Origin of the sequence: Allobosea sp. (assembly GCF_017308015.1) — a bacterium.
Taxonomy (GTDB): domain Bacteria; phylum Pseudomonadota; class Alphaproteobacteria; order Rhizobiales; family Beijerinckiaceae; genus Allobosea.
In genome coordinates this window covers 23164-46267 of the sequence record NZ_JAFKFW010000008.1, presented here as the reverse complement: position 1 = coordinate 46267, position 23104 = coordinate 23164, and the positions used below count along the sequence as shown (strand labels likewise).

The 23104-nt window shown below is 66.9% G+C and carries 21 protein-coding genes; 11 read left to right on the top strand and 10 right to left on the bottom strand.

Features of this window, described 5'->3' with window-relative positions; translation table 11 throughout:
* The first annotated feature begins 90 nt into the window (after window positions 1-90).
* Entirely contained in the window at window positions 91-360 is a 270-nt protein-coding gene (locus J0I42_RS08910) for a hypothetical protein (protein ID WP_465247664.1), read from the top strand.
* A 9-nt stretch (window positions 361-369) separates the two neighbouring features.
* Here J0I42_RS08910 and J0I42_RS08905 read toward each other — a convergent pair whose 3' ends face one another.
* Window positions 370-1416, bottom strand: a complete 1047-nt coding sequence (locus J0I42_RS08905; RefSeq protein ID WP_291654473.1) for a Gfo/Idh/MocA family protein — start codon at window positions 1414-1416, stop codon at window positions 370-372.
* Window positions 1417-1472: 56 nt separating this feature from the next.
* Window positions 1473-3068, bottom strand: a complete 1596-nt coding sequence (ggt, locus tag J0I42_RS08900) for a gamma-glutamyltransferase (RefSeq protein WP_291654472.1) — start codon at window positions 3066-3068, stop codon at window positions 1473-1475.
* Here ggt and ilvA point away from each other — a divergent pair.
* Window positions 3004-4785: a threonine ammonia-lyase, biosynthetic gene (gene ilvA / locus J0I42_RS08895; protein WP_366509812.1), complete on the top strand. Its 1782-nt coding sequence runs from the start codon at window positions 3004-3006 to the stop codon at window positions 4783-4785. The two genes, ggt and ilvA, sit on opposite strands and share 65 nt — an antisense overlap.
* A gap of 19 nt (window positions 4786-4804) precedes the next feature.
* The gene (locus tag J0I42_RS08890; protein ID WP_291654470.1) at window positions 4805-5683 is read left to right on the top strand and encodes a LysR family transcriptional regulator; all 879 of its coding nucleotides are present in this window, start codon (window positions 4805-4807) and stop codon (window positions 5681-5683) included.
* 3 nt (window positions 5684-5686) lie between these two features.
* Here the strand turns inward: J0I42_RS08890 and J0I42_RS08885 are convergent, their stop codons facing one another.
* The gene (locus J0I42_RS08885; protein ID WP_291654469.1) at window positions 5687-6745 is read right to left on the bottom strand and encodes an ornithine cyclodeaminase; all 1059 of its coding nucleotides are present in this window, start codon (window positions 6743-6745) and stop codon (window positions 5687-5689) included.
* A 128-nt stretch (window positions 6746-6873) separates the two neighbouring features.
* On the opposite strand from J0I42_RS08885, the gene J0I42_RS08880 reads away from it, so the two are divergent.
* The 3 genes from J0I42_RS08880 to mgrA all read left to right on the top strand — a co-directional run bounded on the left by J0I42_RS08880 (window position 6874) and on the right by mgrA (window position 10106).
* The gene (locus J0I42_RS08880; protein WP_291654468.1) at window positions 6874-7311 is read left to right on the top strand and encodes an Lrp/AsnC family transcriptional regulator; all 438 of its coding nucleotides are present in this window, start codon (window positions 6874-6876) and stop codon (window positions 7309-7311) included.
* A 248-nt stretch (window positions 7312-7559) separates the two neighbouring features.
* Window positions 7560-8990, top strand: coding sequence for an aldehyde dehydrogenase family protein (locus J0I42_RS08875; RefSeq protein ID WP_291654467.1), 1431 nt, complete (start codon window positions 7560-7562; stop codon window positions 8988-8990).
* Window positions 8991-9083: 93 nt separating this feature from the next.
* Window positions 9084-10106: an L-glyceraldehyde 3-phosphate reductase gene (gene mgrA / locus J0I42_RS08870; protein WP_291654466.1), complete on the top strand. Its 1023-nt coding sequence runs from the start codon at window positions 9084-9086 to the stop codon at window positions 10104-10106.
* 15 nt (window positions 10107-10121) lie between these two features.
* Here the strand turns inward: mgrA and J0I42_RS08865 are convergent, their stop codons facing one another.
* A complete protein-coding gene (locus tag J0I42_RS08865; protein ID WP_113587173.1) occupies window positions 10122-10610 on the bottom strand; it encodes an Lrp/AsnC family transcriptional regulator in 489 nt (162 codons plus the stop codon).
* Window positions 10611-10778: 168 nt separating this feature from the next.
* Here J0I42_RS08865 and J0I42_RS08860 point away from each other — a divergent pair, with 168 nt between their 5' ends.
* Entirely contained in the window at window positions 10779-12140 is a 1362-nt protein-coding gene (locus J0I42_RS08860; RefSeq protein ID WP_291654465.1) for an aminotransferase-like domain-containing protein, read from the top strand.
* Between the two features lie 15 nt (window positions 12141-12155).
* Here J0I42_RS08860 and J0I42_RS08855 read toward each other — a convergent pair whose 3' ends face one another.
* The 5 genes from J0I42_RS08855 to J0I42_RS08835 form a co-directional block, all read right to left on the bottom strand.
* Entirely contained in the window at window positions 12156-12563 is a 408-nt protein-coding gene (locus J0I42_RS08855) for a DUF983 domain-containing protein (protein WP_291654464.1), read from the bottom strand.
* A gap of 122 nt (window positions 12564-12685) precedes the next feature.
* The gene (gene lpdA, locus J0I42_RS08850; RefSeq protein WP_291654463.1) at window positions 12686-14098 is read right to left on the bottom strand and encodes a dihydrolipoyl dehydrogenase; all 1413 of its coding nucleotides are present in this window, start codon (window positions 14096-14098) and stop codon (window positions 12686-12688) included.
* A gap of 29 nt (window positions 14099-14127) precedes the next feature.
* Complete coding sequence (locus J0I42_RS08845) at window positions 14128-15432, bottom strand: dihydrolipoamide acetyltransferase family protein (RefSeq protein ID WP_291654462.1); 1305 nt, start codon at window positions 15430-15432, stop codon at window positions 14128-14130.
* Window positions 15432-16448 (bottom strand): alpha-ketoacid dehydrogenase subunit beta, encoded by a 1017-nt coding sequence (locus J0I42_RS08840; RefSeq protein WP_291654461.1) that lies wholly within the window; start codon window positions 16446-16448, stop codon window positions 15432-15434. Before J0I42_RS08840 ends, J0I42_RS08845 begins: the two co-directional genes overlap by 1 nt.
* 4 nt (window positions 16449-16452) lie before the next feature.
* Window positions 16453-17712: a 3-methyl-2-oxobutanoate dehydrogenase (2-methylpropanoyl-transferring) subunit alpha gene (locus tag J0I42_RS08835; protein ID WP_291654460.1), complete on the bottom strand. Its 1260-nt coding sequence runs from the start codon at window positions 17710-17712 to the stop codon at window positions 16453-16455.
* A gap of 228 nt (window positions 17713-17940) precedes the next feature.
* Between J0I42_RS08835 and J0I42_RS08830 the strand changes: the two genes are divergently transcribed.
* Entirely contained in the window at window positions 17941-18435 is a 495-nt protein-coding gene (locus J0I42_RS08830) for an Lrp/AsnC family transcriptional regulator (protein WP_291654459.1), read from the top strand.
* 166 nt (window positions 18436-18601) lie between these two features.
* Here the strand turns inward: J0I42_RS08830 and J0I42_RS08825 are convergent, their stop codons facing one another.
* A complete protein-coding gene (locus J0I42_RS08825) occupies window positions 18602-19633 on the bottom strand; it encodes an LLM class flavin-dependent oxidoreductase (RefSeq protein ID WP_291654458.1) in 1032 nt (343 codons plus the stop codon).
* Between the two features lie 210 nt (window positions 19634-19843).
* Between J0I42_RS08825 and J0I42_RS08820 the strand changes: the two genes are divergently transcribed.
* The 3 genes from J0I42_RS08820 to J0I42_RS08810 all read left to right on the top strand — a co-directional run bounded on the left by J0I42_RS08820 (window position 19844) and on the right by J0I42_RS08810 (window position 23099).
* A complete protein-coding gene (locus J0I42_RS08820) occupies window positions 19844-20758 on the top strand; it encodes a LysR family transcriptional regulator (RefSeq protein ID WP_291654457.1) in 915 nt (304 codons plus the stop codon).
* A 302-nt stretch (window positions 20759-21060) separates the two neighbouring features.
* Entirely contained in the window at window positions 21061-21537 is a 477-nt protein-coding gene (locus J0I42_RS08815; protein WP_291654456.1) for an NAD(P)H-dependent oxidoreductase subunit E, read from the top strand.
* The gene (locus J0I42_RS08810; RefSeq protein ID WP_291654455.1) at window positions 21534-23099 is read left to right on the top strand and encodes a formate dehydrogenase beta subunit; all 1566 of its coding nucleotides are present in this window, start codon (window positions 21534-21536) and stop codon (window positions 23097-23099) included. The genes J0I42_RS08815 and J0I42_RS08810 overlap by 4 nt, the downstream gene beginning before the upstream one ends.
* Window positions 23100-23104 lie beyond the last annotated feature (5 nt).

Genomic DNA, 23104 nt, shown 5'->3' with positions numbered 1-23104 from the left:
GCTTATGTCTTGAGCATCGCCCAAACGTTGCGATCCGGAGCAGAAGCGCCGCGATTCGCGTCAGACAGAAGGCTCAAGAGTCCCGTTTCGATGCCGATCCAGCCAGACGACACGATGCTCGACCCGAATCTCGCCGAGGACCATGGCGACGTCCGCCGCGTCGCCTATGGCTATGTCGAGGATGCCTTCAACGAAGCGCAGCAGGACGGGCTCGATTCCGACGCCATGGCCCACGCCGCCCTGTTCGCAGCCCTGCGCACGTTGGTCGAGACCTATGGCGAGGACGCGACCGCGACCTTCGCCGAGACGCTGGCCGACAAGATCCGCTGCGGTGCCTTCACCTGCGGCACGCGCCACTGAGCAGGTTGGTCAGGGCGTCATTGCCGGCTGCGCCCGTATCATGTCGATGATCCGCAGCACGGCTGCGCTTTCGCCCAGGGACATCTCCTCGCAAGCTCTCTTCCCTGCGCGAATAGCCGCCATCGCAGCCTCCGCCTGGAACTGAAGACCGTTGCCAGGAAAAGCGACGTTTTCGTTGCCCCGGCCGGACTGAGGCAGGCGGTCGAGCAGACGCGCCATGCTGCCCGTTCCACGCTCGTAAGCGGCCGCTGCGCGGCCTGCATCGGCATACCAGCTCAATCGCTGTGCCTTCAGGAACGGGGCCTCCAAGATCACCCCGCCCCGCGCCCCCTCGACAAGCAGACGGTTCGCCCCGTTGCAATCGAAACCACAGGACAGCTCCGCGACTGCCGTCGGATAATCCAGCCGGAAGCTGCTGCGCCGATCCACACCCGTGTCGGCGGCAATCCAGCTTCCGCTCACGGCTTGCGGCTCGCCCAGCAGGTGCAAGGTGAGCGACAGCGGGTAGACACCGAGATCGAAGGCCGCACCACCCCCAAGGGCGGGATCGAAGAAGCGGCTGCCGGGCTCTTCGGGATGGAGATAGGAGAGATCGGCGCGGATGCGCCGGACCTTGCCGATGCGGCCTGCCGCAATCTGCTCGCGCGCCCGGCGCACCGCCGGCAGGAAGCGGCTCCACAGAGCCTCCATCGCGAAGACGCCGCGCTCGGCTGCCGCCCGCGCGATCGCTTCGACATCGGCGCTGGCGAGCGCGATCGGCTTCTCGATCAGAACCGGCTTGCCGGCTGCGATCGCACGCAATGCCTGCGCGGCATGCAGATGGTTGGGCGTGGCGACATAGACCGCCTCGATCGCGGGATCGGAGAGGAAGGCCGCTTCATCGTCATAGGCTTTCGCCTGGCCAAAGCGCCCAGCAAAGCCTCGCGCCTTCTCAAGGGAGCGCGAATGCACGGCGGCGATACGCGCCCGCGGCAGCAGGCCGAGGTCGGCGGCGAAGAGCCCGGCGATGGTGCCGGTGCCGATGATCCCCCACCCGAATGGCTCGTCCTGCGCCAAGCGCCCCTCCCTCGCTGGCGACGAGCGATAGCGGAGGGGCGTTAAGGGCGCGTTCCTCAGACGGCCAGCGCGAAGCCGTCCTTGCGATGGTCGGAAGCGCCGAACATCACGCCGCGCTTGTGATCGACCCAGATCGCCTGGCAGCCCCCGAGAGGATCCTCGGCCCAGACCACGTCATGGCCCCGCGCCTTCAGGTCGGCGGCGATACTGGCGGGGATCGTCGTCTCCAGCGAGAGCTTGCCGTCATAGGCGAAGCTGCGGGCTGCGTCCGAGGCCTGCTGCGGATCGAGGCCGCGGTCGAGGATGCCGGAGAGGAAATGGACATGGCCGGTCGACTGGTACTGGCCGCCCATCACGCCGAACGGCATGATCGGCTTGCCGTCCTTGGTGAGCATGCCCGGAATGATCGTGTGGAACGGGCGCTTGCGCGGCGCGATGGCGTTGGGATGGCCCTCGACCAGGCGGAAGCCGGAGCCGCGGTTCTGCAGCATGACGCCGGCCTTGGCCGCATAGATGCCACTGCCGAAAGCGGAGAACAGCGAGTTGATGAAGGAGACCATGTTGCCCTGGCCATCGACGACGCAGAGATAGATCGTGTCCTTGTGCAGGGGCATGTCGAAGACTTCGGGCGCCGCCGCCTTTTCCAGGCTGATTTCCTTGCGGATGCGGCCGACGAACTGGTCCGACAGGAAGGCATCCGTGTCGAAGGGGCTCACAGCGGGGTCGGCGACCAGCGCGTCGCGCTGGCGATAGGCGGCCTTGCTGGCTTCGGCGAGGAGATGGATACGGTCGGCCTCGCTGAGCTTCGCGTCCTTCATGTCGAAGCCTTCGAGGATGCGCGCGATCAGCAGCGCGGCGATGCCCTGGCCGTTCGGCGGGCATTCCCAGAGGCGGTGGCCGCGATAATCGGCACCGATCGGATCGACATAATCCGGCTTCGAGGCAGCGAAGTCCTCGAGGCTGATCAGGCTGCCGGCCGCGTTGAGCACGGAGACCATGTCCTGCGCCAATTCGCCCTCGTAGAAGGCCGAGCGGCCCTCGCGGGCGATGCGGCGCAGCATGTTGCCGAGCGCGGGGTGGACCATCCTGTCGCCGACCGCCGGAGGATTCCCACCCGGCAGATAGACGGCATTGCCGAGACCGTGCTTCTCGATACGACCCCGCGCCTTGGCCCAGTCGAGCGCGACGCGCGGCGTCACCACGAAGCCCTCCTCGGCGGCGCGGATCGCGGCCGAGAAGATCTCGTCGAGGCTCTTGCTGCCATGGTCGGCAACGAGGCGGCACCAGGCGTCGATGGCGCCGGGCACAGTGACGGCGTGGGGCGAATCCGCCGCGATCGAGGTCATGCCCTGGCCGAGGAACCAGCCGAGCTCAGCCTTGGCGGCCGAACGGCCCGAGCCGTTGATCGCGACCATCTTGCCATTGGCGGGAGCATAGATCGCAAAACAGTCGCCGCCGATGCCGGTCATGTGCGGATCGACCACGGCCTGGACCGCCACAGCCGCGATGGCGGCGTCGATGGCGTTGCCGCCATTGCGAAGGATATCGACCGCAGCCAGCGTCGAGGCCGGATGCGAGGTCGCCGCCATGCCGCGATCGCCGACCGCAACCGGGCGGCCCGGCACCATGAAATCGCGATTGCCCCAGCTCATGCGTCGTCTCCACCTCTGCGGCGCCATCGCTCGCGGCACCTTGTTTCTCCCAACGCTTTGGCGCGCCGGCCGGGGCCTTGGCAATCCCGCCTCGCGCATAGCCGACGCGATCCGCCCCTCGCCGCACGCAACTGTCGCGGTTGACATCACAGCGCATGAGACTATCGCCGCCTCGAAGGACGGGCCGGCCATGCAAGACTACATCCGCAAGATCATCGGGGCGCGCGTCTACGACGTCGCGATCGAAAGCCCGCTCGACCCGCTGCCGCGATTGTCCGCACGGCTCGGCGGCAGCGCGCTCCTCAAGCGCGAGGACCTGCAGCCCGTCTTCTCGTTCAAGCTGCGCGGCGCCTACAACAAGATTGCCGGGCTAACCACAGTCGAGGCCGAGCGCGGCGTGATCTGCGCCTCCGCCGGCAATCATGCGCAGGGCGTGGCGCTGGCAGCAAAGAAGCTCGGCATCAAGGCGACCATCGTGATGCCGCGCACCACGCCGGACATCAAGGTGCAGGCGGTGCGCAGCCTCGGCGGGCGCGTCGTGCTCCATGGCGAGAATTTCGACGAAGCCTATGGCCATGCCCGCAAGCTGGAGGCCGAGAAGGGGCTGACCTTCGTCCACCCTTATGACGATCCGGACGTCATCGCCGGTCAGGGCACGGTCGGCATGGAAATCCTGCGCCAGCACTCCGAGCCGATCGAGGCGATCTTCGTGCCGATCGGCGGCGGCGGGCTCGCGGCCGGCGTCGCGGTCTATGCCAAGTTCCTGCGGCCGGAGATCAAGGTGATCGGCGTCGAGCCGGAAGACGCCGCCTCGATGGCCGGCGCCATCGCGGCGGGCGAGCGGATTGTGCTCGATCAGGTCGGGCTCTTCGCCGACGGGGTCGCAGTGCGGCAGGCGGGCGAGGAAACGTTCCGGCTCTGCCGCGAGCTGCTCGACGAGGTCATCACCGTCTCGACCGACGAGATCTGCGCGGCCGTGAAGGACATCTTCGAGGATACCCGCGCCATCGCCGAGCCCTCCGGCGCCGTCAGCCTCGCGGGGCTCAAGGCCTATGCGGCACGAGAGCCCAAGCGCACCGGCGCGCTGATCGCGATCAACAGCGGCGCCAACATGAATTTCGACCGCCTGCGCCATATCGCCGAGCGGGCCGAAATCGGCGAGCATCGCGAGGCCCTGCTGGCGGTCACCATCCCCGAAAAGCCCGGCGCCTACCGCGCCTTCATCGAACTGCTCGGCCGGCGCGCGATCACCGAGTTCAACTACCGCTATTCCGACCCCAAGGCCGCCCGCATCTTCGTCGGTGTCCAGCTTTCGGAGGGCGATGCCGAGAAGCGCCAGGTCATCGCGATGCTATCCGAGCACGGCTATCCCGTGCTCGACATGAGCGACAACGAGCTCGCCAAGCTGCATATCCGCTACATGGTCGGCGGCAAGGCGCCGGGGCTCGGCGACGAGCTGATCTTCCGCTTCCAGTTCCCGGAGCGGCCGGGCGCGCTGCTGAAATTCCTCAACAGCCTTTCGGCCGACTGGAATATCTCGCTGTTCCACTACCGCAATCACGGCGCCGATTACGGCCGCATCCTCGCCGGCATCCAGATTCCGCCGGCCCAGCGCGGGCAACTCGCCAAGCGGCTCGATGCGCTCGGCTATCCCTACTGGAGCGAGGCCGACAACCCGGCCTATCTCTCGTTCCTGGCGGAGATGCCGGCGCCGTGAATCGGCTTAAGGTGGAAGCATGACGCTCGAACAGCTTCGCATCTTCGTCGCCGTCGCCGAACGCGAGCACCTGACGCAAGGCGCGCGTGTCCTCAACCTCACGCAATCGGCGGTGAGTTCCGCCATCACGACGCTCGAAGCGCGCCATGCGACGAAGCTGTTCGACCGGATCGGCCGGCGGATCGCCCTGACCGAGGCCGGCAAGCTCTTCCTGATCGAGGCGCGCGCCGTGCTGGCCCGCGCCGCGGCGGCGGAAGCCGTACTGTCCGATCTGTCCGGGCTGGCACGGGGCTCTCTGGCGCTGATGGCCAGCCAGACCGTCGCAAACTACTGGCTGCCTCCGCTGATCCAGCGCTTTCGCCGGGAGCATCCCGGCATCGCCGTCAAGCTCGCGATCGGCAACACGGAGACGGTGAGCGCCGCCATCCGCGACGGCGTGGCCGATCTCGGCTTCATAGAAGGCGAGATCGAAGACCCGGCTCTGGCCATGACCGCGGTCGACGAGGACGAACTCGTCATCATCGTGCCCACCGGCCATCCCTGGGCGCGGGTCGTTCCCTCCGCGGAGGAGCTTTCGCAAGGCACCTGGGTCCTGCGAGAGGCCGGCTCTGGGACGCGAGCGATGTTCGAGGCGGCACTGCCGGGACTTGGTCTCGCCGCGAACGATCTTACGGTGGCGCTGGAACTGCCGTCCAACGAGGCGATCTGTGCAGCCGTCGCGTCCGGCGCCGGGGCGACCGCGATCTCGCGGCTCGTCGCCGCCAATGCCATCGCAGCCGGGCGGCTCGCCACAGTGGCGCTGCCGCTGCCGAAGCGCCGTTTCCTCGCCCTGCGCCACAAGGAACGGTACCTCGCCAAGGCGGCGGCAGCGTTCCTCGCGCTCAGTCAGGTCGGTTGACGTTCAGGCCGCGGCGGCCGAGCCCGGCGCGGCACGCATCAGCATGCCGAAGAGATCGCGGGAATCGTCGGGGTCGGCGATCAGGTCGAGATCGACATAGGTGCCGGCCTCCCGGATGCGCTCATAGACATAGCGCAGCGCCGAAAAGTCCTCGATCGCGAAGCCGACCGAGTCGAACAGGGTGATCTGGCTGAAATCGGTACGGCCCTGCGCCGCCCCGGCGATGACCTTCCAGAGTTCCTCGACCGGATGATCGGCGTCGAGCTGCTGGATGTCGCCCTCGATACGGGTCTGCGGCGGGTATTCGACGAAGATCGAGGAGCGCAGCAACACGTCGCGGTGGATCTCGGTCTTGCCGGGGCAGTCGCCGCCGACCGCGTTGATGTGAATGCCGGCGCCGACCATGTTGTCGGTCAGGATCGTCGCATATTGCTTGTCGGCCGTGACGGTGGTGACGATCTCGGCGCCCTCGACCGCCTCCATCGCGGTCGCGCAGCGCGTGATCCTGAAGCCATGACGCGCGAGATTGCGGGCGCATTTCTCGGTCGCGACCGGATCGACGTCATAGAGCCGCAGGTTATCGATGCCGAGGATCGCGCGGAAGGCGAAGGCCTGGAATTCGGACTGCGCGCCATTGCCGATGATCGCCATGGTCGCAGCGTTCTTCGGCGCGAGATGCTTCGCGGCCACCGCCGACATCGCCGCCGTGCGCAAGGCGGTCAGGATGGTCATCTCGGAGAGCAGCACGGGATAGCCGGTCGCGACGTCCGAGAGCAGGCCGAAGGCCGTGACCGTCTGGAGGCCGGCCTTCATGTTCTTCGGATGGCCGTTGACGTATTTGAAGCCGTAGAGCTTGCCGTCGCTGGTCGGCATCAGCTCGATCACGCCTTCGAGGCTGTGCGAGGCGATGCGCGGCGTCTTGTCGAAGATCTCCCAGCGCCGGAAATCGTCCTCGATGTAATCCGCGATCTCGGACAGCATCCGCTCGATACCGATCGCATGGACCAGCTTCATCATGTGGTCGACGCTGACGAAAGGCACGACGTTGAGCTGCTGAATCATGGGTCCCCGCGCTGTTCTCGTTGAAGAAGCCATTGTCCTCGTTTTCGGCGGCAGGCGGAAGAAGCCAAAACGACCAGATCGGCGCTTGGATTGATCGATCTGGCAGAGTCATCTATCCATTTCGGATAATGGACGATCTCGACCGCAAGCTCATCACCCTGCTGCGCCATGACGGGCGTCGCAGCATCTCGGACCTCGCCGCCGATCTCGGCCTGACGCGGGCGACCGTGCGCGCCCGGCTGGAGAAGCTTGAGCATTCCGGCGAGATCATCGGCTTCACCGTGATCCTGCGCTCGGACGCGATCGACCTGCCGGTGCGCGGCATCACCATGATCGAGATTGCCGGCCAGGCGGCGGATTCGGTGATCGATGCGCTGTCGGGCTTCACCGAGGTCTCCAGCATCCACACCACCAACGGTAACTGGGATCTCGTCGTCGAGCTCGGCACCTCCGACCTGATCGCCTTCGACCAGGTGCTCCGGCGTATCCGGATGATCCCCGGTGTCACCAACAGCGACACCAGCCTGCTGCTGGCGACGCCCCGCAGCGTCAAGGCGCGGCTCTGATCGCTACAAGAAGCGCCGCTGCATGGCCGCCATCCGCAAACGCGGCGCAGCGCCCGGTGACAGGCGCGCCTTCGCCCCCTAACGTCATGCCTCGTCAGATACAGCGTCGGTGGCGGCCGGCGATGCATGATCGCGCAAGGCCGCCCGTTCGCGTCGGACACCCACAGTTCCCGCCCGGAGCGTGGATCACCGGTCGCCTTCCGGCCGGTCGTTCTTACCCTGGGACAAGACAGGCAGGAGACAAGACCATGGCGCATGAGCTCGAATTCTATATCGATGGCCAGTGGGTGAAGCCGTCCGGCAACCGCACGCTCGGCGTGATCGATCCGTCGAACGAGGAGGTCTTCGCCACGATCGCGCTCGGCGAGCAGGCCGATGTCGACAAGGCCGTCGCCGCGGCCCGCGCCGCCTTCCCGGCTTTCGCCAAGACTTCCAAGGCCGAGCGCCTCGCGCTGATGCGTCGCCTCGCCGAGGCCTACAAGAAGCGCTACGACGCCATCGCCGATATCCTGTCGCGCGAAATGGGCGCGCCGAAGGAGCTGGCACACCGGGCGCAGGCCGCGATGGGCACCGCCCATCTCGCCAAGATGATCGAGACGCTCGAGAACTTCGAGTTCGAGGAGCTGCGCGGCACGACACTGATCGCCAAGGAGCCGATCGGCGTCGTCGGCATGATCACGCCGTGGAACTGGCCGCTCAACCAGATCATGTGCAAGGTCGCGCCCGCGCTCGCCGCCGGCTGCACGATGGTGCTGAAGCCCTCCGAGATCGCCCCGCTCAACGCGCTGATCTTCGCCGAGGCAATGGATGAGGCCGGTGTGCCGAAGGGCGTGTTCAACCTCGTCAACGGCGACGGCCCGACGGTCGGCGAAGCCATCTCGCGCCATCCGGGCGTCGACATGGTCTCCTTCACCGGCTCGACCCGCGCCGGCATCCTCGTCGCCAAGGCGGCGGCGGATACCGTCAAGCGTGTGCATCAGGAGCTCGGCGGCAAGTCGGCCAACATCATCCTCGACGATGCCGACCTGAAGAAGTCGGTCAAGCTCGGCGTCGAGAGCGTGATGCGCAATTCCGGCCAGTCCTGCAACGCGCCGACCCGGATGTTCGTGCCGGAGAAGCTGCACGAGGAGGCGCTCGCCATCGCCAAGCAGGTGGCCGAGCCGCTCAAGGTCGGCGCTCCCTCCGCGGATGGCGTCTTCCTCGGCCCGGTCGTCAGCGAGGTGCAGTACGACAAGATCCAGCGCCTGATCGAGGCGGGCATCAAGGAAGGCGCGACGCTGGTCACCGGCGGCCCGGGTCGTCCGGAAGGCCTGAACCGCGGCTACTATGTCCGCCCGACCGTGTTCGGCGGCGTGACCGACGAGATGACCATCGCTCGCGAGGAGATCTTCGGCCCCGTGCTGTCGATCCTGCCCTACAAGAGCGATGACGAGGTGGTGGAGCGCGCCAACGACACGCCCTACGGCTTGGCGTCCTATGTCCAGTCGGGCTCGCAGGAGCGTGCTCGCGGCATCGCCGCGCAGATGCGCTCGGGCAATGTCTACATCAACTATCCGGCCTGGGACGCCGGCGCGCCCTTCGGCGGCTACAAGCAGTCCGGCAACGGCCGCGAATACGCCGATTTCGGCCTCGAGGAGTTCCTCGAGATCAAGGGCACGGTCGGTTACGCCGCGGCCTGATCGGATAGCGATCCGAAGACAACGAGGCCCGGTGGACCAAGCGCCACCGGGCCTTCATTTTATACCCGCTTCAATCGATTGAGAGGCTGAACCATGGTCAATCCGAACCGCTATGACGCGATGCGCTACAACCGCTGCGGTCGCAGCGGTCTGCAATTGCCGGCGCTCTCGCTCGGCCTCTGGCAGAATTTCGGCGAGACCGGCCAACACGCTAACATGCGCGAGATCTGCCGCACGGCCTTCGATCTCGGGATCACCCATTTCGACCTCGCCAACAACTATGGTCCCCCGCCCGGCTCGGCCGAGACCGCGTTCGGCGAAATCCTCCAGCAGGATTTCGACGGGCTTCGCGACGAACTCGTGATCTCGACCAAGGCTGGCTACCGGATGTGGCCCGGTCCCTATGGCGAATGGGGCAGCCGCAAATACCTGGTCTCCAGCCTCGACCAGAGCCTGAAGCGGATGAAGCTCGACTATGTCGATATCTTCTATTCGCATCGCTTCGACCCGAACACGCCGCTGGAAGAGACGATGGGCGCGCTCGACGCCATCGTGCGCCAGGGCAAGGCGCTCTATGTCGGGCTCTCCTCCTACAACGCGAAGCGCACCCGCGAGGCGGTCGCGATCCTGCGCCGGCTCGGCACGCCCTGCCTGATCCACCAGCCGAGCTATTCGATGCTGAACCGCTGGATCGAGCAGGACGGCCTGCTCGACACGCTCGACGCGGAGGGCATCGGCTCGATCGTGTTCTCGCCGCTGGCGCAGGGCATGCTGACCGACAAGTACCTGAAGGGCGTGCCGGCCGGCAGCCGCGCCGACAAGAAGGCGCCTTCCTTCCGCGATGGCTTCCTCAGCGAAGCCAATCTCAGGAGCATCGCGGCGCTGAACGAGATTGCGGCGGCGCGTGGCCAGAGCCTCGCGCAGATGGCAATCGCCTGGGTGCTGCGCGGCGGGCGGGTCACCTCCGCACTGATCGGCGCGAGCCGGCCGGAGCAGGTGACAGATTGCGTCGCGGCGCTGAAGAACCCGGAGTTCTCAGCGGAAGAGCTGGCCGCGATCGACAAGCACGCGGTCGATGGCGGCATCAATATCTGGGCGGCTTCGGCGGAACGGTAAATCGCTCCGCCGCGGTCAGTCCTCCTCCGGCACCGCCGCGATCGGGAGCGCGCTGGAACGCTTCACCTGGCCCAGCGCAAAGCTCGACTCGATCGAGGCGACGCCGTCGAGGCGGGTGAGCTTGTCCTTGAGGAAGCGCTCATAGGCCGGCAGGTCGCGCACCACGATGCGCAGCAGGTAATCGCGCTGGCCGGTCATCAGATAGCAGTCGACGACCTCGGGCCAGCGCGCCACGGCCTGCGAGAAGCGGTCGAGTTCGTCCTCGCGCTGGCGCTCCAGCTTGATCGAGACGAAGACGCTGATCGGCAGGCCGACCTTGGTCTGGTCGATGATCGCGGCATAGCCGGTGATGACGCCCGCCTCTTCCAGAATACGGATGCGGCGGGCGCAAGGCGAGGCGGACAGCCCCACGCGCTCGGCCAGATCCTGCACAGAAAGGCGCGAATTGATCTGCAGTTCCGCGATGATCTTGCGGTCGAGCGCATCAAGGCGCAGGCGTGCCATACCCTGTCTCCGGTCCCGGCTGAAATCGCTCTATGACAGGAGAGGCTGCCCGCGACCACCGGCATCTCCCCGAGAGCGGATGACATTGACGACATGGGCTGGCACAGAGCGGCTGGCCGGGCTATGCGATACCTACAATCCTGTGAATGTATGGAATTAGACTGCGCAATGGCCGAAAGCGACGACACGATCCAATGGATCGGCCGGCTCGACCCGGCGGCGGGTCCGCGCTACCTGCAGATCGTCGCGCAGCTCGAACAGGCCGTCGCGACCGGGTTGCTGCGGCCGGGCGACCGGCTCCCGCCGCAACGCCGGCTCGCCGAGCATCTCGCGGTCGATCTGACCACGGTGACGCGCGCCTTCGGCGAGGCCCGCGAGCGCGGGATGATCGACGCGGTGACGGGGCGCGGCTCCTTCATCTCGGCGCGGCAGGAGCAGGAAGGGCCGCCGCTCGATCTCAGCATGACGATTCCGCCCGCGCCGAAGGGCCTGCGGCTGGGCGAACTGATGCAGCGCGGGATCGCCGAGATCCTGGCGCGCTGCGATGCCGATCAGTTGATGAACTATCATGGCGGCGCGGGCTCGATCGCCGAGCGCGCGGCCGGCGCCGCATGGCTCGCACCCTTGTTGGGCACGGTTGCGCCGCAACGCATGGCCGTGGTTCCCGGTGCCCAGACGGGGCTCAACGTCCTGCTCTCGCTGCTCGCGCAGCCCGGCGACACGCTCCTGATGGAGCCACTGACCTATCCTGGCCTGATCGGCGCCGCGCGGCAGCGCGGGCTCCACATCGTTTCCGTGACGGCCGATGCCGATGGCCCGTTGCCCGACGCGCTCGACGAGGCTGCCGGACGCTCCGGGGCCCGGCTGTTCGCGCTGACGCCGACATTGCAGAACCCGACCTGCATCACCCTTCCGCAGCGGCGCCGGCAGGAACTCGTGGCCGTTGCCCGCCGGCGCGGCCTCATCCTGATCGAGGACGACCCCTACAGCCTGCTCGCCGGCGATGCGCCCGCACCGCTGGCAGCACTGGCCCCGGAGCGGACCTGGCATGTCGCGACCTTGTCGAAAGTGCTGACGCCCGGCCTGCGTACGGCCTTCGTCGTCACACCGGAAGGAGCCGACAATGCAACGTTCCTCGCGGCATTGCGGGCGATCGCGCTGATGCCCGCTCCCCTTATGACGGCTCTGGCGGCGCACTGGGTCAGGATCGGTGCCGCCAAGGACCTGCTCGACGGAGTAAAGCGCGAGGCAGCCGAACGACAGTCTCTGGCGCGACAGATTCTGCCGGCGACGATGCAGAGCCACCCGCATGCGCTGCATGTCTGGCAACCTCTGCCCGCGCATTGGGGACGCGACCGGCTGATCGAGCGTGCCCGCATGGCCGGGCTCGGCATCATGGCGGCCGATGCATTCAGCACGGGAGGGAAGGCGCCGGATGCGATCCGGATCGCGCTGGGCGCAATCCCCGAACGCGCGCGGCTGGCGGAAGCGCTCGGCCTGCTCGCCGGACTGATCCGCGAAGGATGCTGAGCGCGCCGGGCCGCCTCAGTTCGAGGCGACCGGCTTCTCCCGAGGGGTCGGACGGGCGAGCCGGCCTTCCTCCGCCTTGTGGAAATATTGCGAGGCGACCAGCCAGCCCTTGAGCGGCTGCAGCGGTGGAATGCAGGTCAACAGGATCAGCGGAAGCGTCGTGACGAGATGCACCCAGGTCGGCGGGTTGTAGGTCAGCTCCAGCCAGAGCGGGAAAGCCGCAGCCGGGATACAGACGAACATCATGACGAAGAAGGCCGGGCCGTCGGCTGGATCGGCGAAGGAGTAATCCAGGCCGCAATTCTCGCATTTCGGCTTCAGCTTCAGAAAACGCTCGAACATCTTGCCCTGCCCGCAGCGCGGGCAGCGGCCGCGCAGGCCGGTCTGGAGCGGAGAGAGTGGCGGCCAGTGCTCGCCGGACATGGAATGTCTCCTCGGGACGGCGCCATTCGTTCGGCGTCGCCCCTCAGATCGTCCTCGATGCAGACAATGTCAATATTGTATGCATGATAGTCACCCGCCTGCGCGGATCGGTCGCGGGCCGTTCAGATGTGCAACGCGTGGCCCAGCGCCTTCATCGCCGCTTCCGGGAAGGCCTCGCCCAGTGTCGGATGAGCGTGGATCGTGCCGGCGATGTCCTGCAGCGTCGCGCCCATCTCGATGGCGAGCCCGAAGGCAGCCGACAGTTCCGAGACACCCTGTCCCACCGCCTGGATGCCCAGCACCAATTCGCTGCCGGCCTGCGCGACGACGCGGACGAAACCGGCCTCGCCATGGCGCGTCATGGCCCGGCCATTGGCAGCGAAGGGGAACTGACCGATCTTGAACTCGTGGCCGGCGCGCCTGGCTTCGTCCGGCGAGAGGCCGACCGAGACGATCTCGGGATCGGTGAAGCAGATCGCCGCGATGCCGCGCTTGTCCCAGGCACGCGGCAGGTCGGCGACGATCTCCGCCACCATCTCGCCCTGCGCCATGGCGCGATGGGCCAGCATCGGCTCGCCGGTGACGTCGCCGATGGCGTAGATGCCGCGCATCGCCGTCTCGCAGCGCTCGCCGATGCGGATGAAGCGGCCATCCATGTCGAGCACGAGGTTTTCGAGCCCGAGACCATCGGTGACAGGCTTGCGGCCGACCGTGACCAGGATCTTGTCGGCCGGCAGGCTGCGCTCCTTGCCGTCCGCCGTCTGGATGCGCAGGCCGTCACCCTTCTGCGCGGCGCCTTTGGGCGTAGGCCCGAGCGCCTTGGCGCCGGTGAGCACCTCAACGCCGAGCGCGGTCAGGCGCTTCGAGATCGGGCCGGTCAATTCCGCATCGTAGAGCGGCAGGATCTTGTCCTGCGCCTCGACGACCGTGACCTTGGCGCCGAGCTTGGCAAAAGCGGTGCCCAGTTCCAGCCCGATATAGCCGCCGCCGACCACGACGATACGCTTCGGTACCTCGGTCAGCGCCAGCGCGCCGGTCGAGGAGATCACGTTGCCGCCGAAGGGCAGGAAGGGCAGTTCGACCGGGGCCGAGCCGGTCGCGATGACGATGGCCTCGGCCTGGATCGTCTCCGGGCCGGTCTCGGTCTCGACCACGACGGTCTTGCCGTCGCGGAACTTCGCCTTGCCATGGACGATCTTGACCTTGGCCTTGCGCAGCAGGCCGGCGACGCCGTTGTTGAGGCGCTGGACGATGCCGTCCTTCCAGGCCACGGCCTGTTTCAGGTCGAGCTTCGGCTCGGCCGCGGTCAGGCCGAAGGGCGTCTTGCCGGCGGCGGCTTCCGCCGCCTTCTCGAACTCCTCGGCGACATGGATCATAGCCTTGGAGGGAATGCAGCCGACATTGAGGCAGGAGCCGCCGAGCTTGGTGCTCTCGACGATGACGGTGTCGATGCCGAGCTGGCCGGCGCGGATGGCGCAGACATAGCCGCCGGGGCCGGCGCCGATGACAAGGAGCTTGCAAGTAATTTCTGTCATGGCTCGATCTCGGTCATGGGCAGCGCTCCTCAGATGTACACGAAGAGCGTGGCCGGGTTCTCCAGCAGCTCCTTAAGCCGCTGCACGAAGACGGCGGCGTCCCAGCCGTCGATGACGCGGTGGTCGAAGCTGGAGGAGAGGTTCATCATCTTCCGCGGCGCGAAGGTGGTGCCGTCCCAGACCGGGCGCACGACCATCTTGTTGACGCCGACGATCGCGACTTCCGGATAGTTGATCACCGGCGTGGTCGCGATGCCACCGAGCGCACCGAGCGAGGTGATGGTGATGGTCGAGCCGGTGAGCTCGTCGCGGGTCGCGGTGCCGTCGCGGCCGCGCTCGGCGAGGCGGGCGAGCTCGATGCCGCAACCCCAGAGATCGCGCGCCTCGGCATGCTTCACCACCGGCACGATCAGGCCGGTCGGCGTCTGCGTGGCGATGCCGATATTGATCGCGGCATGCTGGCGCACGATCCCGGCCTCGTCGTCATAGAGCGCGTTCAGCGCCGGCTGCTCGGCGAGCGCCTTGACCATGGCCCGCATCAGGAAGGGCAGCAGCGTCAGCTTCGGCCGCTCCGGCGTCGGCTTCCTGTTCAGCGTCGCGCGCAGGTCTTCCAGCGGCGAGACGTTGATTTCCTCGACGATGGTGATGTGCGGGATGCGCGATTTAGACAGCGCCATCTTCTCGGCAATGCGGCGGCGCAGGCCGACGATCTTGACCTCGGTGACGGCGCTCTGCTCGACGAGCCCTCCGCCACGCGCCGGCTCCGGGCCACGCAGCAGGAAGGCGTCGATATCCTGATGGGTGATGCGGCCGGCAGGGCCGGTGCCCTGGACCTGGCGCAGGTCGACCCCGGCCTCGCGCGCCTTCAGGCGCACGGCCGGCGAGGCCAGCGGCTTCTCGCCCGGCGCACGACGCTGGGCGGGAGCTGCGTCGGCGCGCGCGGCTTTCGGCGGCGGCGGAGGCAGAGCTGCCGGTTTCGTAGGAACAGCCGGTGCGGCAGGCTTTTCGGCCTTGGGCGGAGCTGCGGCAGCAGCCGGCGCCGGCTTCTCAGCAGGCGCCTCCTCGGCGGGCTCCTCGGCCGCGGCACCTTCGCCGGCGACCTTCAGCTTCACGATGGCCGAGCCGATCGGCACGGTGTCGCCGACCTCGGCGCCGACCCAGGTGACCTCGCCCTCGACCGGCGAGGGAATTTCCACGGTTGCCTTGTCGGTCATCACGGCGGCGAGCAAATCGTCCTCGCGGACAATGTCGCCGACCTTGACGTGCCACTCGACGAGTTCGGCTTCCGCGATGCCCTCGCCGACATCCGGCAGCTTGATGATGCGCTCGGCCATCAGCGTGCCTCCACGATGTCGCGCAGCGCCTGTCCGAGGCGAGCGGGCCCGGGGAAATAGTCCCATTCCTGCGCATGCGGATAGGGCGTGTCCCAGCCGGTGACGCGCATCACCGGCGCCTCCAGATGATAGAAGCAGTGTTCCTGCACCAGCGCCGCGAGCTCACCGCCGAAGCCTGACGTCAGCGTGGCCTCGTGCAGGACGATGCAGCGGCCGGTCTTCCGAACCGAGGCGAGGATCGCATCGAGATCGAGCGGGACGAGCGTGCGCAGGTCGATGACCTCGGCGTCGATGCCGGTATCCTCCGCCGCCGCCAACGCGACATGGACCATGGTACCATAGGCGAGAGTGGTGACGGCCGAGCCCTGGCGCCGCGTCGCCGCCTTGCCGAGCGGCACGGTGTAATGGCCCTCCGGCACCTCGGCGAGTTCATGCTTCGACCAGGCCGTAACCGGGCGCTCATGATGGCCGTCGAAGGGGCCGTTATAAAGCCGCTTCGGCTCCAGGAAGATCACCGGGTCGGGGTCCTCGATCGCGGCGATCAGAAGCCCCTTGGCGTCATAGGGATTGGACGGAACGATCGTCTTCAGGCCCGAGACATGGGTGAAGAGCGCCTCCGGACTCTGGCTATGGGTCTGGCCGCCGAAGATGCCGCCGCCGGTCGGCATGCGGATCACCATCGGGCAGGTGAAGTCACCGGCCGAGCGGTAGCGCAGGCGCGCGGCCTCCGAGACGATCTGGTCATAGGCTGGGTACATGTAGTCGGCGAACTGGATCTCGATGCAGGGCTTCAGCCCATAGGAGGCCATGCCGATCGCCGTGCCGACGATGCCGGATTCGCTGATCGGCGCGTCGAAGCAGCGGGAGACCCCATATTTCTGCTGCAAACCATGGGTGCAGCGGAAGACGCCGCCAAAGAAGCCGACATCCTCGCCGAAGACCACGACATCGTCGTCGCGGCCCATGGAAACATCCATGGCGGAGCGGATCGCCTCGATCATCGTCATCTTGGCCATGGCGTCAGACTCCGATCTGCTGGCGCTGGCGGCGCAGATGCGGCGGCAGCTCGGCATAGACGTCCTCGAAGATGTCGCGCGCCGAGGGCTTGCCGCCGGAATGCAGCGTGCCGAAGCTCTCGGCCTCCTTCTGCGCGGCGATAACGGTGGCGAGGATCTCGGCCTCCGCCTGCTTGTGGCGTTCCTCCGACCAGGCGCCGACCGCGATGAGGTGCTGCTTCAGCCGCATCAGCGGATCGCCCAAGGGCCAATCGTCGGATTCGTGCTTGGGCCGGTAGGCGGAGGGGTCGTCCGAAGTCGAATGCGCGCCAGCGCGGTAGGTGACGTATTCGATCAGCGTCGGGCCGAGATTGCGGCGGGCGCGCTCGACCGCCCATTGCGCGACCGCATAGACCGCGAGGTAGTCGTTGCCGTCGACGCGCAAGGCCGGGATGCCGAAGCCGAGGCCCCTCGCCGCAAAGGTGCCGGAGCCGCCGCGGGCGATGCCCTGGAAGGTCGAGATCGCCCACTGGTTGTTGACGACGTTGAGGACGACCGGCGCCTTGTAGGTCGAGGCGAAGACGAGCGCGGCGTGGAAATCCGATTCCGCCGTCGAGCCGTCGCCGATCCAGGCGGCAGCGATGCGGGTGTCGTTCTTGATCGCCGAGGCCATCGCCCAGCCGACGGCCTGGACATATTGCGTCGCGAGGTTGCCGGAGATCGAGAAGAAGCCATGTTCCTTGGAGGAGTACATCACCGGCAATTGCCGGCCCTTCATCGGGTCGCGCTCGTTCGAGTAGATCTGGCACATCATGTCGACGAGCGGATAATCGTGCGCGATCAGCAGGCCAGCCTGACGGTAGGTCGGGAAGTTCATGTCGCCGGGCTGGAGTGCGATGCGGAAGGCGCAGCTCACCGCCTCCTCGCCGGTGTGCTGCATGTAGAACGAGGTCTTGCCCTGGCGCTGCGCCATCTGCATGCGCCCGTCGAAGGTGCGCAGCGTCATCATGTGGCGCAGACCGCGGATCAGGTCGTCATGCGAGAGATCGGGTACCCAGGGACCGACCGCCTCGCCCTCGCGATTGAGCACGCGGATGATCGAATAGGCGAGGTCGCGGATGTCCTTGGGATCGACATCGACCGGCGGGCGCGCGACGGAGCCGGCCTTCGGGATCACGACATGGGAGAAGTCGGGCTTCTCGCCGGGACGGCTCGCCGGCTTGGGGACATGGAACTGCAGTGGCTGGGTTGCTGCCGGCGCGTGACCGGTCTTGTCGCTGCTCATGAGCGCCTCCATCCCTGACGCCGCCAGCATTCCGCCTTCGCGCGCATCCCGCAAGCGCCCGTGGCGCTCTTCAGAGATGCGGCAGGACGCACAGCCGGACGGCATTCGTTCCCCTTGCAACCAACGCTAGCGGGGACGGTTCGGAGGTTCATTCCGAATTTGCCGGAAAGGGCGAAATCCGACAGAAGAAACGTCTTCCATTTCCACCTCTTTCAGAACGATCTCCCGATGAACAAAAAGAGCCAGAACGGTCCTGCTCTCGATCTGATCGATCGCAAGATTCTCGCTGCGTTGCGGGAGGACGGGCGCCTGACAACCCAGGCACTGGCGGAAAAGGTCGGGCTTTCGCCCTCCCCCTGCTGGACGCGGGTAAAGCGCCTGGAGGAGTCCGGCGCGATCGAAAAATATGTCGCGCTGCTCGACCACAAGGCGCTTGGCTACAACAACATCGTCTTCGTCGAGATCACGCTCGACAAGCATGACGACAAGGTGCTCGACCAGTGCGGCGAGGCCTTGAACCGGGCGCCGGAGGTGGTCGAGGCGCATCTGGTCACCGGCGAGTACGATTATCTCGCCAAGGTCGTGGTCAGCGGCACCGACCATTACGAGCGCTTCCTGCGCGGAACGATCTACCGCATTCCCGGCGTGCGCCAGACGCGGACGACATTCGGCCTGAGGGCGCTGAAGCGGACGCTGTCGGTCGATCCGCTGAAGGTGCCATAAGCACGCCTACTCGCCCCTTTGCGCGGTCATCCCGGACAAGCGGCAAAGCCGCGCTGATCCGGGATCCATTCCGGAGCGCTTCCGAAGAAGCTTCAGGAATGGATCCCGGGTCTTCGCTACGCTCCGCCCGGGATGACCACGGAGGGAGCGCTTCGTTGTCAGAGCCTCAGGCCAGCATCTCCCGGACCAGCGGCACGACCTTCTCGCCATAGAGCCGGATGCACGCCATCGCCTTCTCATGCGCCAGCGGGCCGGCGCTGTACTTGAGCTGGAACCTGGCGATGCCCAGCCCCTTGGCGGTCGCGGCGATCTTGCGGGCCACCGTCTCGGGCGAGCCGAGATAGAGCGAGCCGCGCGCGACCTCCTGCTCGAACTCGTCCCGCCCCATCGGAGGCCAGCCGCGCTCGGCGCCGATGCGATCGCGCATCTGCTTGTAGGCCGGGAAGAACTCCTCCTTCGCCTGCTCGTCGGTCGCGGCGACATAGCCCGGCGAATGTACGCCGACGGGCTTGGCCGACTTGCCGACCTGGCCATAGGCGCGGTGGTAGAGATCGACGAACGGCTTGAAGCGCAGCGGGTCGCCGCCGATGATGGCGAGCATCATCGGCAGGTCGTAGCGCACCGCACGGACCACCGATTCCGGGCTGCCGCCAACGCCGATCCAGGTCTTGAGCGGGCCATGCTCGACCGGCGGATAGACGAGCTGGTCCTTGAGCGGCGGGCGGATTGAGCCCTGCCAGGTCAAGGGTTCCTGCGGCAGCAGGCCGGCGAAAAGGTCGAGCTTCTCCTCGAACAGCTTCTCGTAATCCCGCAGGTCGAGGCCGAAGAGCGGGAAGGACTCGGTGAAGGAGCCCCGGCCGAGGATGACTTCCGCACGCCCGTTCGAGAGCGCGTCGACCGTCGCGAAGCGCTGGAAGACGCGGATCGGATCGTCCGAGCTCAGCACGGTCACGGCGGAACCCAGCTTGATCCGGCTGGTGCGCGTGGCCATGCCGGCGAGCACCGTCTCCGGCGAAGAGACTGCGAAATCGGCACGGTGGTGCTCGCCGACGCCGATGAAGTCGATGCCGACCTGATCGGCCAGGACGGCTTCGTCGACGAGATTGCGGATCACCTGCGCATGCGGCTGCGGCTTGCCGTCCGCCCCGTTGGTGACGTCGCCGAAGGTGTCGAGCCCGAATTCCAGTTCCTGTGCCATGATCATCCCGAGGCCGCGCCGCGGCCTTTTGCCTGCCGGCCATCCCGGCTTCCGGGAGTTAGGGTCGGGATTGCTCCGGCGCAATTCTCCGGGCGTTGCCCCGCCAGCAACAGGCTGTTTGCAGGAATGCAACCGCCTGGCTTGCATCACCCGCGCAAGCTGCCGATGCTCGCGCGTCCGGCACAATCAGCCGCCTTTCGAACCGACGCCATGATCATTCGCCAACTGGTCTATCTCGACGCGCTCGCCCGCGAGAAGCATTTCCGCCGCGCAGCCGAAGCCTGCAACGTCTCGCAGCCGACGCTCTCGGCGGCGATCGTGCAGCTCGAGGAGGAACTCGGCGTGCGGATCGTCGAGCGCGAGCGGCGCTTCCAGGGCTTCACCAAGGAAGGCGAGGTGGTGCTCGCCCATGCAAGGCGCATCCTCGCCGAGGCCGAGGTGATGAAGGATTCGATCGCCGAATTGCGCGAGGGCGTCTCCGGCCGCATCCGGCTCGGCGCGATCCCGACCGCCCTGCCGATGATCGCCCATATCACCGCGCCCTTCTCCGCGCGCTATCCGGGGGTGTCGCTCACCGTTCTCTCGCTGACCTCGCAGGAGATCCAGGCGGGCATCGACAATTTCGAAATCGATGTCGGCCTGACCTATCTCGACAACGAGCCGCTCGACCGGGTGATCTCGAAGCCGATCTACCAGGAAGCCTATGTGCTGCTGACCCGCGAGGACGGGCCGCTCGGGACGCAGGACACCATTTCCTGGGCGGAAGCGGCCAAGCAGAAGCTCTGCCTGCTGACCGGCGACATGCAGAACCGGCGCATCATCGACGGCATCTTTCGTTCGGTCGGCACAGCACCGCGCCCGGTGATCGAGACCAACTCGATCTTCAACCTCTGCTCCCATGCCGGCATTCAGGGCGTCGCCAGCATCGTCTCGCGGCAATTGCTGGAATTCTTCGGCGTGCCCCTCGGAACGAAGGCGCTCTCGCTCGTCGAGCCCGAGACACAACGCACGATCGGGCTGATCGTGGCGGACCGGCAGCCCGTAGCACCCCTGGCGCGCAACCTGATGACGATGACCCAGCAGGTCGCGGAAGCCGGGCTGGCCCGGCAGTCGCGACAACGATAGCCGTGATCTATCGCTGCGGTGCAACGACGCCTCCGGACGCTTCGCGCATCGCCATCCTGCTCGAAATCGCATCAAAGCGCGACCGATCAAGGTACTGGCAAGGATGCCGGCTCTCCATGTCGCCGCCCCGGGGTAGCCGCGGTTCTCCACGAAATGCCGCGCGCTCCAGGCGCTGGCGCGTCACTCTCAGAGATTGATAGCCTGCAACTATCAACCGGTCGAAACAAACGATTTGAAAACGTTCCAAACTTGCCGTCTGCTCGCCTGAAATGCGCCCGGCAAACCGGGGCCCTGGAGGAACGATGGCTGAATATTCCGCCTGGAGCGAGGACAGCGCCCGCCTGATCATTGCCGGGCTGGTGCATCTGGAGGGCGCCACGCTGCCGATACTGCACGCCCTTCAGGATGAATTCGGCTATGTCGATCCCGAGGCCGTGCCTTTGATCGCGGAGGCGCTGAACCTGTCGCGCGCCGAAATCCATGGCGCGATCTCGTTCTATCACGATTTCAAGACGACCCCGCAGCCGGCCCGCACGATCAAGCTCTGCCGGGCCGAGGCCTGCCAGGCGCTGGGCTGCGAGAGCGTCGTCGTCGAGCTTGCGCGCACCCATGGCATCGCAGTCGACGGAGATCAGGTCGGCGACGCCCGTGTTGAAACGGTGTATTGTCTCGGCAATTGCGCGCTCGGGCCGTCGGCCCTGGTCGATGGCGAATTGATCGGGCGCGTCGATGCCGCCCGCATCGCCGGACTCTGCAAGCACGGAAGGGCGCATTCATGAGCGCCGCCCCGGTTCGCATCTTCGTCCCCATCGATGCCGCCGCCCTGTCGGTCGGCGCGGAAGCCGTCGCGCAGGCCATCGCCAGCGAGGCCGCGGCACGCGGGCTTGCCGTCGAGATCGTCCGCAACGGCTCGCGCGGCATGCTCTGGCTGGAGCCGCTGGTCGAGGTCGAGACGGCCGAGGGGCGCATCGCCTATGGCCCGGTCGCGGCGAGGGATGTGCCCTCGCTGTTCGATGCCGGCTTTGCCTCGGGCGGCGCGCATCCCTTGCGCCTCGGCAAGACCGAAGAACTCGACTGGATGAAGCGCCAGCAGCGCCTCACCTTCGAACGCGTCGGCGTCATCGACCCGCTCTCGATCTCCGATTACCGCGCCCATGGCGGCTTCAAGGGCTTGGAGAAGGCGCTGGCCCTGACCGGCGGCGAGATCGTCGAGGCGGTGAAGGCGTCGGGCCTGCGCGGCCGCGGCGGCGCCGGCTTCCCGACCGGCATCAAATGGAAGACGGTCCACGACGCGAAAGCCGAGCAGAAGTATATCGTCTGCAACGCCGACGAGGGCGACAGCGGCACCTTCGCCGACCGCATGCTGTTCGAAGGCGACCCCTATCTCACCATCGAGGGCATGGCGATCGCGGCGATCGCGGTCGGCGCGACGCGCGGCTATATCTACCTGCGCTCCGAATATCCGCATGCCCATCGCATGCTGCAGCGCGCGATCCTGAAGGCCGAAGCGGCCGGAATGATCGGTGCCTCGGTGATGGGTTCGAGCCACGCCTTCCATCTGGAAGTGCGGCTCGGCGCCGGCGCCTATATCTGCGGCGAAGAGACCTCGCTGCTCGAAAGCCTCGAAGGCAAGCGCGCCATCGTCCGGGCCAAGCCGCCGCTTCCGGCCTTGCAGGGCCTGTTCGGCAAGCCGACCATCGTCAACAACGTGCTCTCCTTCGCCGCGGTGCCGTGGATTCTGGATCATGGCGCGCGGGCCTATGCCGATTACGGCATGGGCCGTTCGCGCGGCACACTGCCGGTCCAGCTCGGCGGCAATGTCAAGCGCGGCGGGCTGATCGAACTCGCCTTCGGCATCACGCTCCGCGAGATCATCGAGGACATGGGCGGCGGTACGCTCTCGGGGCGGCCGATCCGGGCCGTGCAGGTCGGCGGGCCGCTCGGCGCGTACCTGACGGCCGGACAGCTCGATGTGCAGATGGATTACGAGGCGCTTGCGGCGATGCGCGCAATGCTCGGCCATGGCGGCATCGTGGTGTTCGACGACAGCGTCGACATGGCCAGGCAGGCGCGCTTCGCCTTCGAATTCTGCGCCAAGGAATCCTGCGGCAAGTGCACACCCTGTCGCATCGGCGCGACGCGCGGCGTCGAGGTGATGGACCGCATCATCACCGGCACCGAACGGCCGAAGAACATCGCCGTGCTGCGCGACCTTTCGAAGCTGATGACCGACGCCTCGCTCTGCGCCATGGGCGGACTGACCCCCATGCCGGTGCTGAGTGCGCTCAACCATTTCCCCGAGGATTTCGACCGTCCTCCGCTGCCGCTGGCAGCCGAGTGAGGAGG

What these genes read in the sequence shown, in the direction of transcription:
- J0I42_RS08860 (WP_291654465.1), top strand. Translation starts at nt 10,779, where the DNA reads ATGGCCGAAAGCGACGACACGATCCAATGGATCGGCCGGCTCGACCCG.
- mgrA (WP_291654466.1), top strand. Translation starts at nt 9,084, where the DNA reads ATGGTCAATCCGAACCGCTATGACGCGATGCGCTACAACCGCTGCGGT.
- ggt (WP_291654472.1), bottom strand. Translation starts at nt 3,068, where the DNA reads ATGAGCTGGGGCAATCGCGATTTCATGGTGCCGGGCCGCCCGGTTGCG.
- J0I42_RS08815 (WP_291654456.1), top strand. Translation starts at nt 21,061, where the DNA reads ATGGCTGAATATTCCGCCTGGAGCGAGGACAGCGCCCGCCTGATCATT.
- J0I42_RS08880 (WP_291654468.1), top strand. Translation starts at nt 6,874, where the DNA reads ATGGACGATCTCGACCGCAAGCTCATCACCCTGCTGCGCCATGACGGG.
- J0I42_RS08910 (WP_465247664.1), top strand. Translation starts at nt 91, where the DNA reads ATGCCGATCCAGCCAGACGACACGATGCTCGACCCGAATCTCGCCGAG.
- J0I42_RS08845 (WP_291654462.1), bottom strand. Translation starts at nt 15,432, where the DNA reads ATGGCCGAGCGCATCATCAAGCTGCCGGATGTCGGCGAGGGCATCGCG.
- J0I42_RS08810 (WP_291654455.1), top strand. Translation starts at nt 21,534, where the DNA reads ATGAGCGCCGCCCCGGTTCGCATCTTCGTCCCCATCGATGCCGCCGCC.
- J0I42_RS08885 (WP_291654469.1), bottom strand. Translation starts at nt 6,745, where the DNA reads ATGATTCAGCAGCTCAACGTCGTGCCTTTCGTCAGCGTCGACCACATG.
- J0I42_RS08820 (WP_291654457.1), top strand. Translation starts at nt 19,844, where the DNA reads ATGATCATTCGCCAACTGGTCTATCTCGACGCGCTCGCCCGCGAGAAG.
- J0I42_RS08890 (WP_291654470.1), top strand. Translation starts at nt 4,805, where the DNA reads ATGACGCTCGAACAGCTTCGCATCTTCGTCGCCGTCGCCGAACGCGAG.
- J0I42_RS08840 (WP_291654461.1), bottom strand. Translation starts at nt 16,448, where the DNA reads ATGGCCAAGATGACGATGATCGAGGCGATCCGCTCCGCCATGGATGTT.
- lpdA (WP_291654463.1), bottom strand. Translation starts at nt 14,098, where the DNA reads ATGACAGAAATTACTTGCAAGCTCCTTGTCATCGGCGCCGGCCCCGGC.
- J0I42_RS08855 (WP_291654464.1), bottom strand. Translation starts at nt 12,563, where the DNA reads ATGTCCGGCGAGCACTGGCCGCCACTCTCTCCGCTCCAGACCGGCCTG.
- J0I42_RS08825 (WP_291654458.1), bottom strand. Translation starts at nt 19,633, where the DNA reads ATGGCACAGGAACTGGAATTCGGGCTCGACACCTTCGGCGACGTCACC.
- ilvA (WP_366509812.1), top strand. Translation starts at nt 3,004, where the DNA reads ATGCCGCGATCGCCGACCGCAACCGGGCGGCCCGGCACCATGAAATCG.
- J0I42_RS08875 (WP_291654467.1), top strand. Translation starts at nt 7,560, where the DNA reads ATGGCGCATGAGCTCGAATTCTATATCGATGGCCAGTGGGTGAAGCCG.
- J0I42_RS08835 (WP_291654460.1), bottom strand. Translation starts at nt 17,712, where the DNA reads ATGAGCAGCGACAAGACCGGTCACGCGCCGGCAGCAACCCAGCCACTG.
- J0I42_RS08830 (WP_291654459.1), top strand. Translation starts at nt 17,941, where the DNA reads ATGAACAAAAAGAGCCAGAACGGTCCTGCTCTCGATCTGATCGATCGC.
- J0I42_RS08865 (WP_113587173.1), bottom strand. Translation starts at nt 10,610, where the DNA reads ATGGCACGCCTGCGCCTTGATGCGCTCGACCGCAAGATCATCGCGGAA.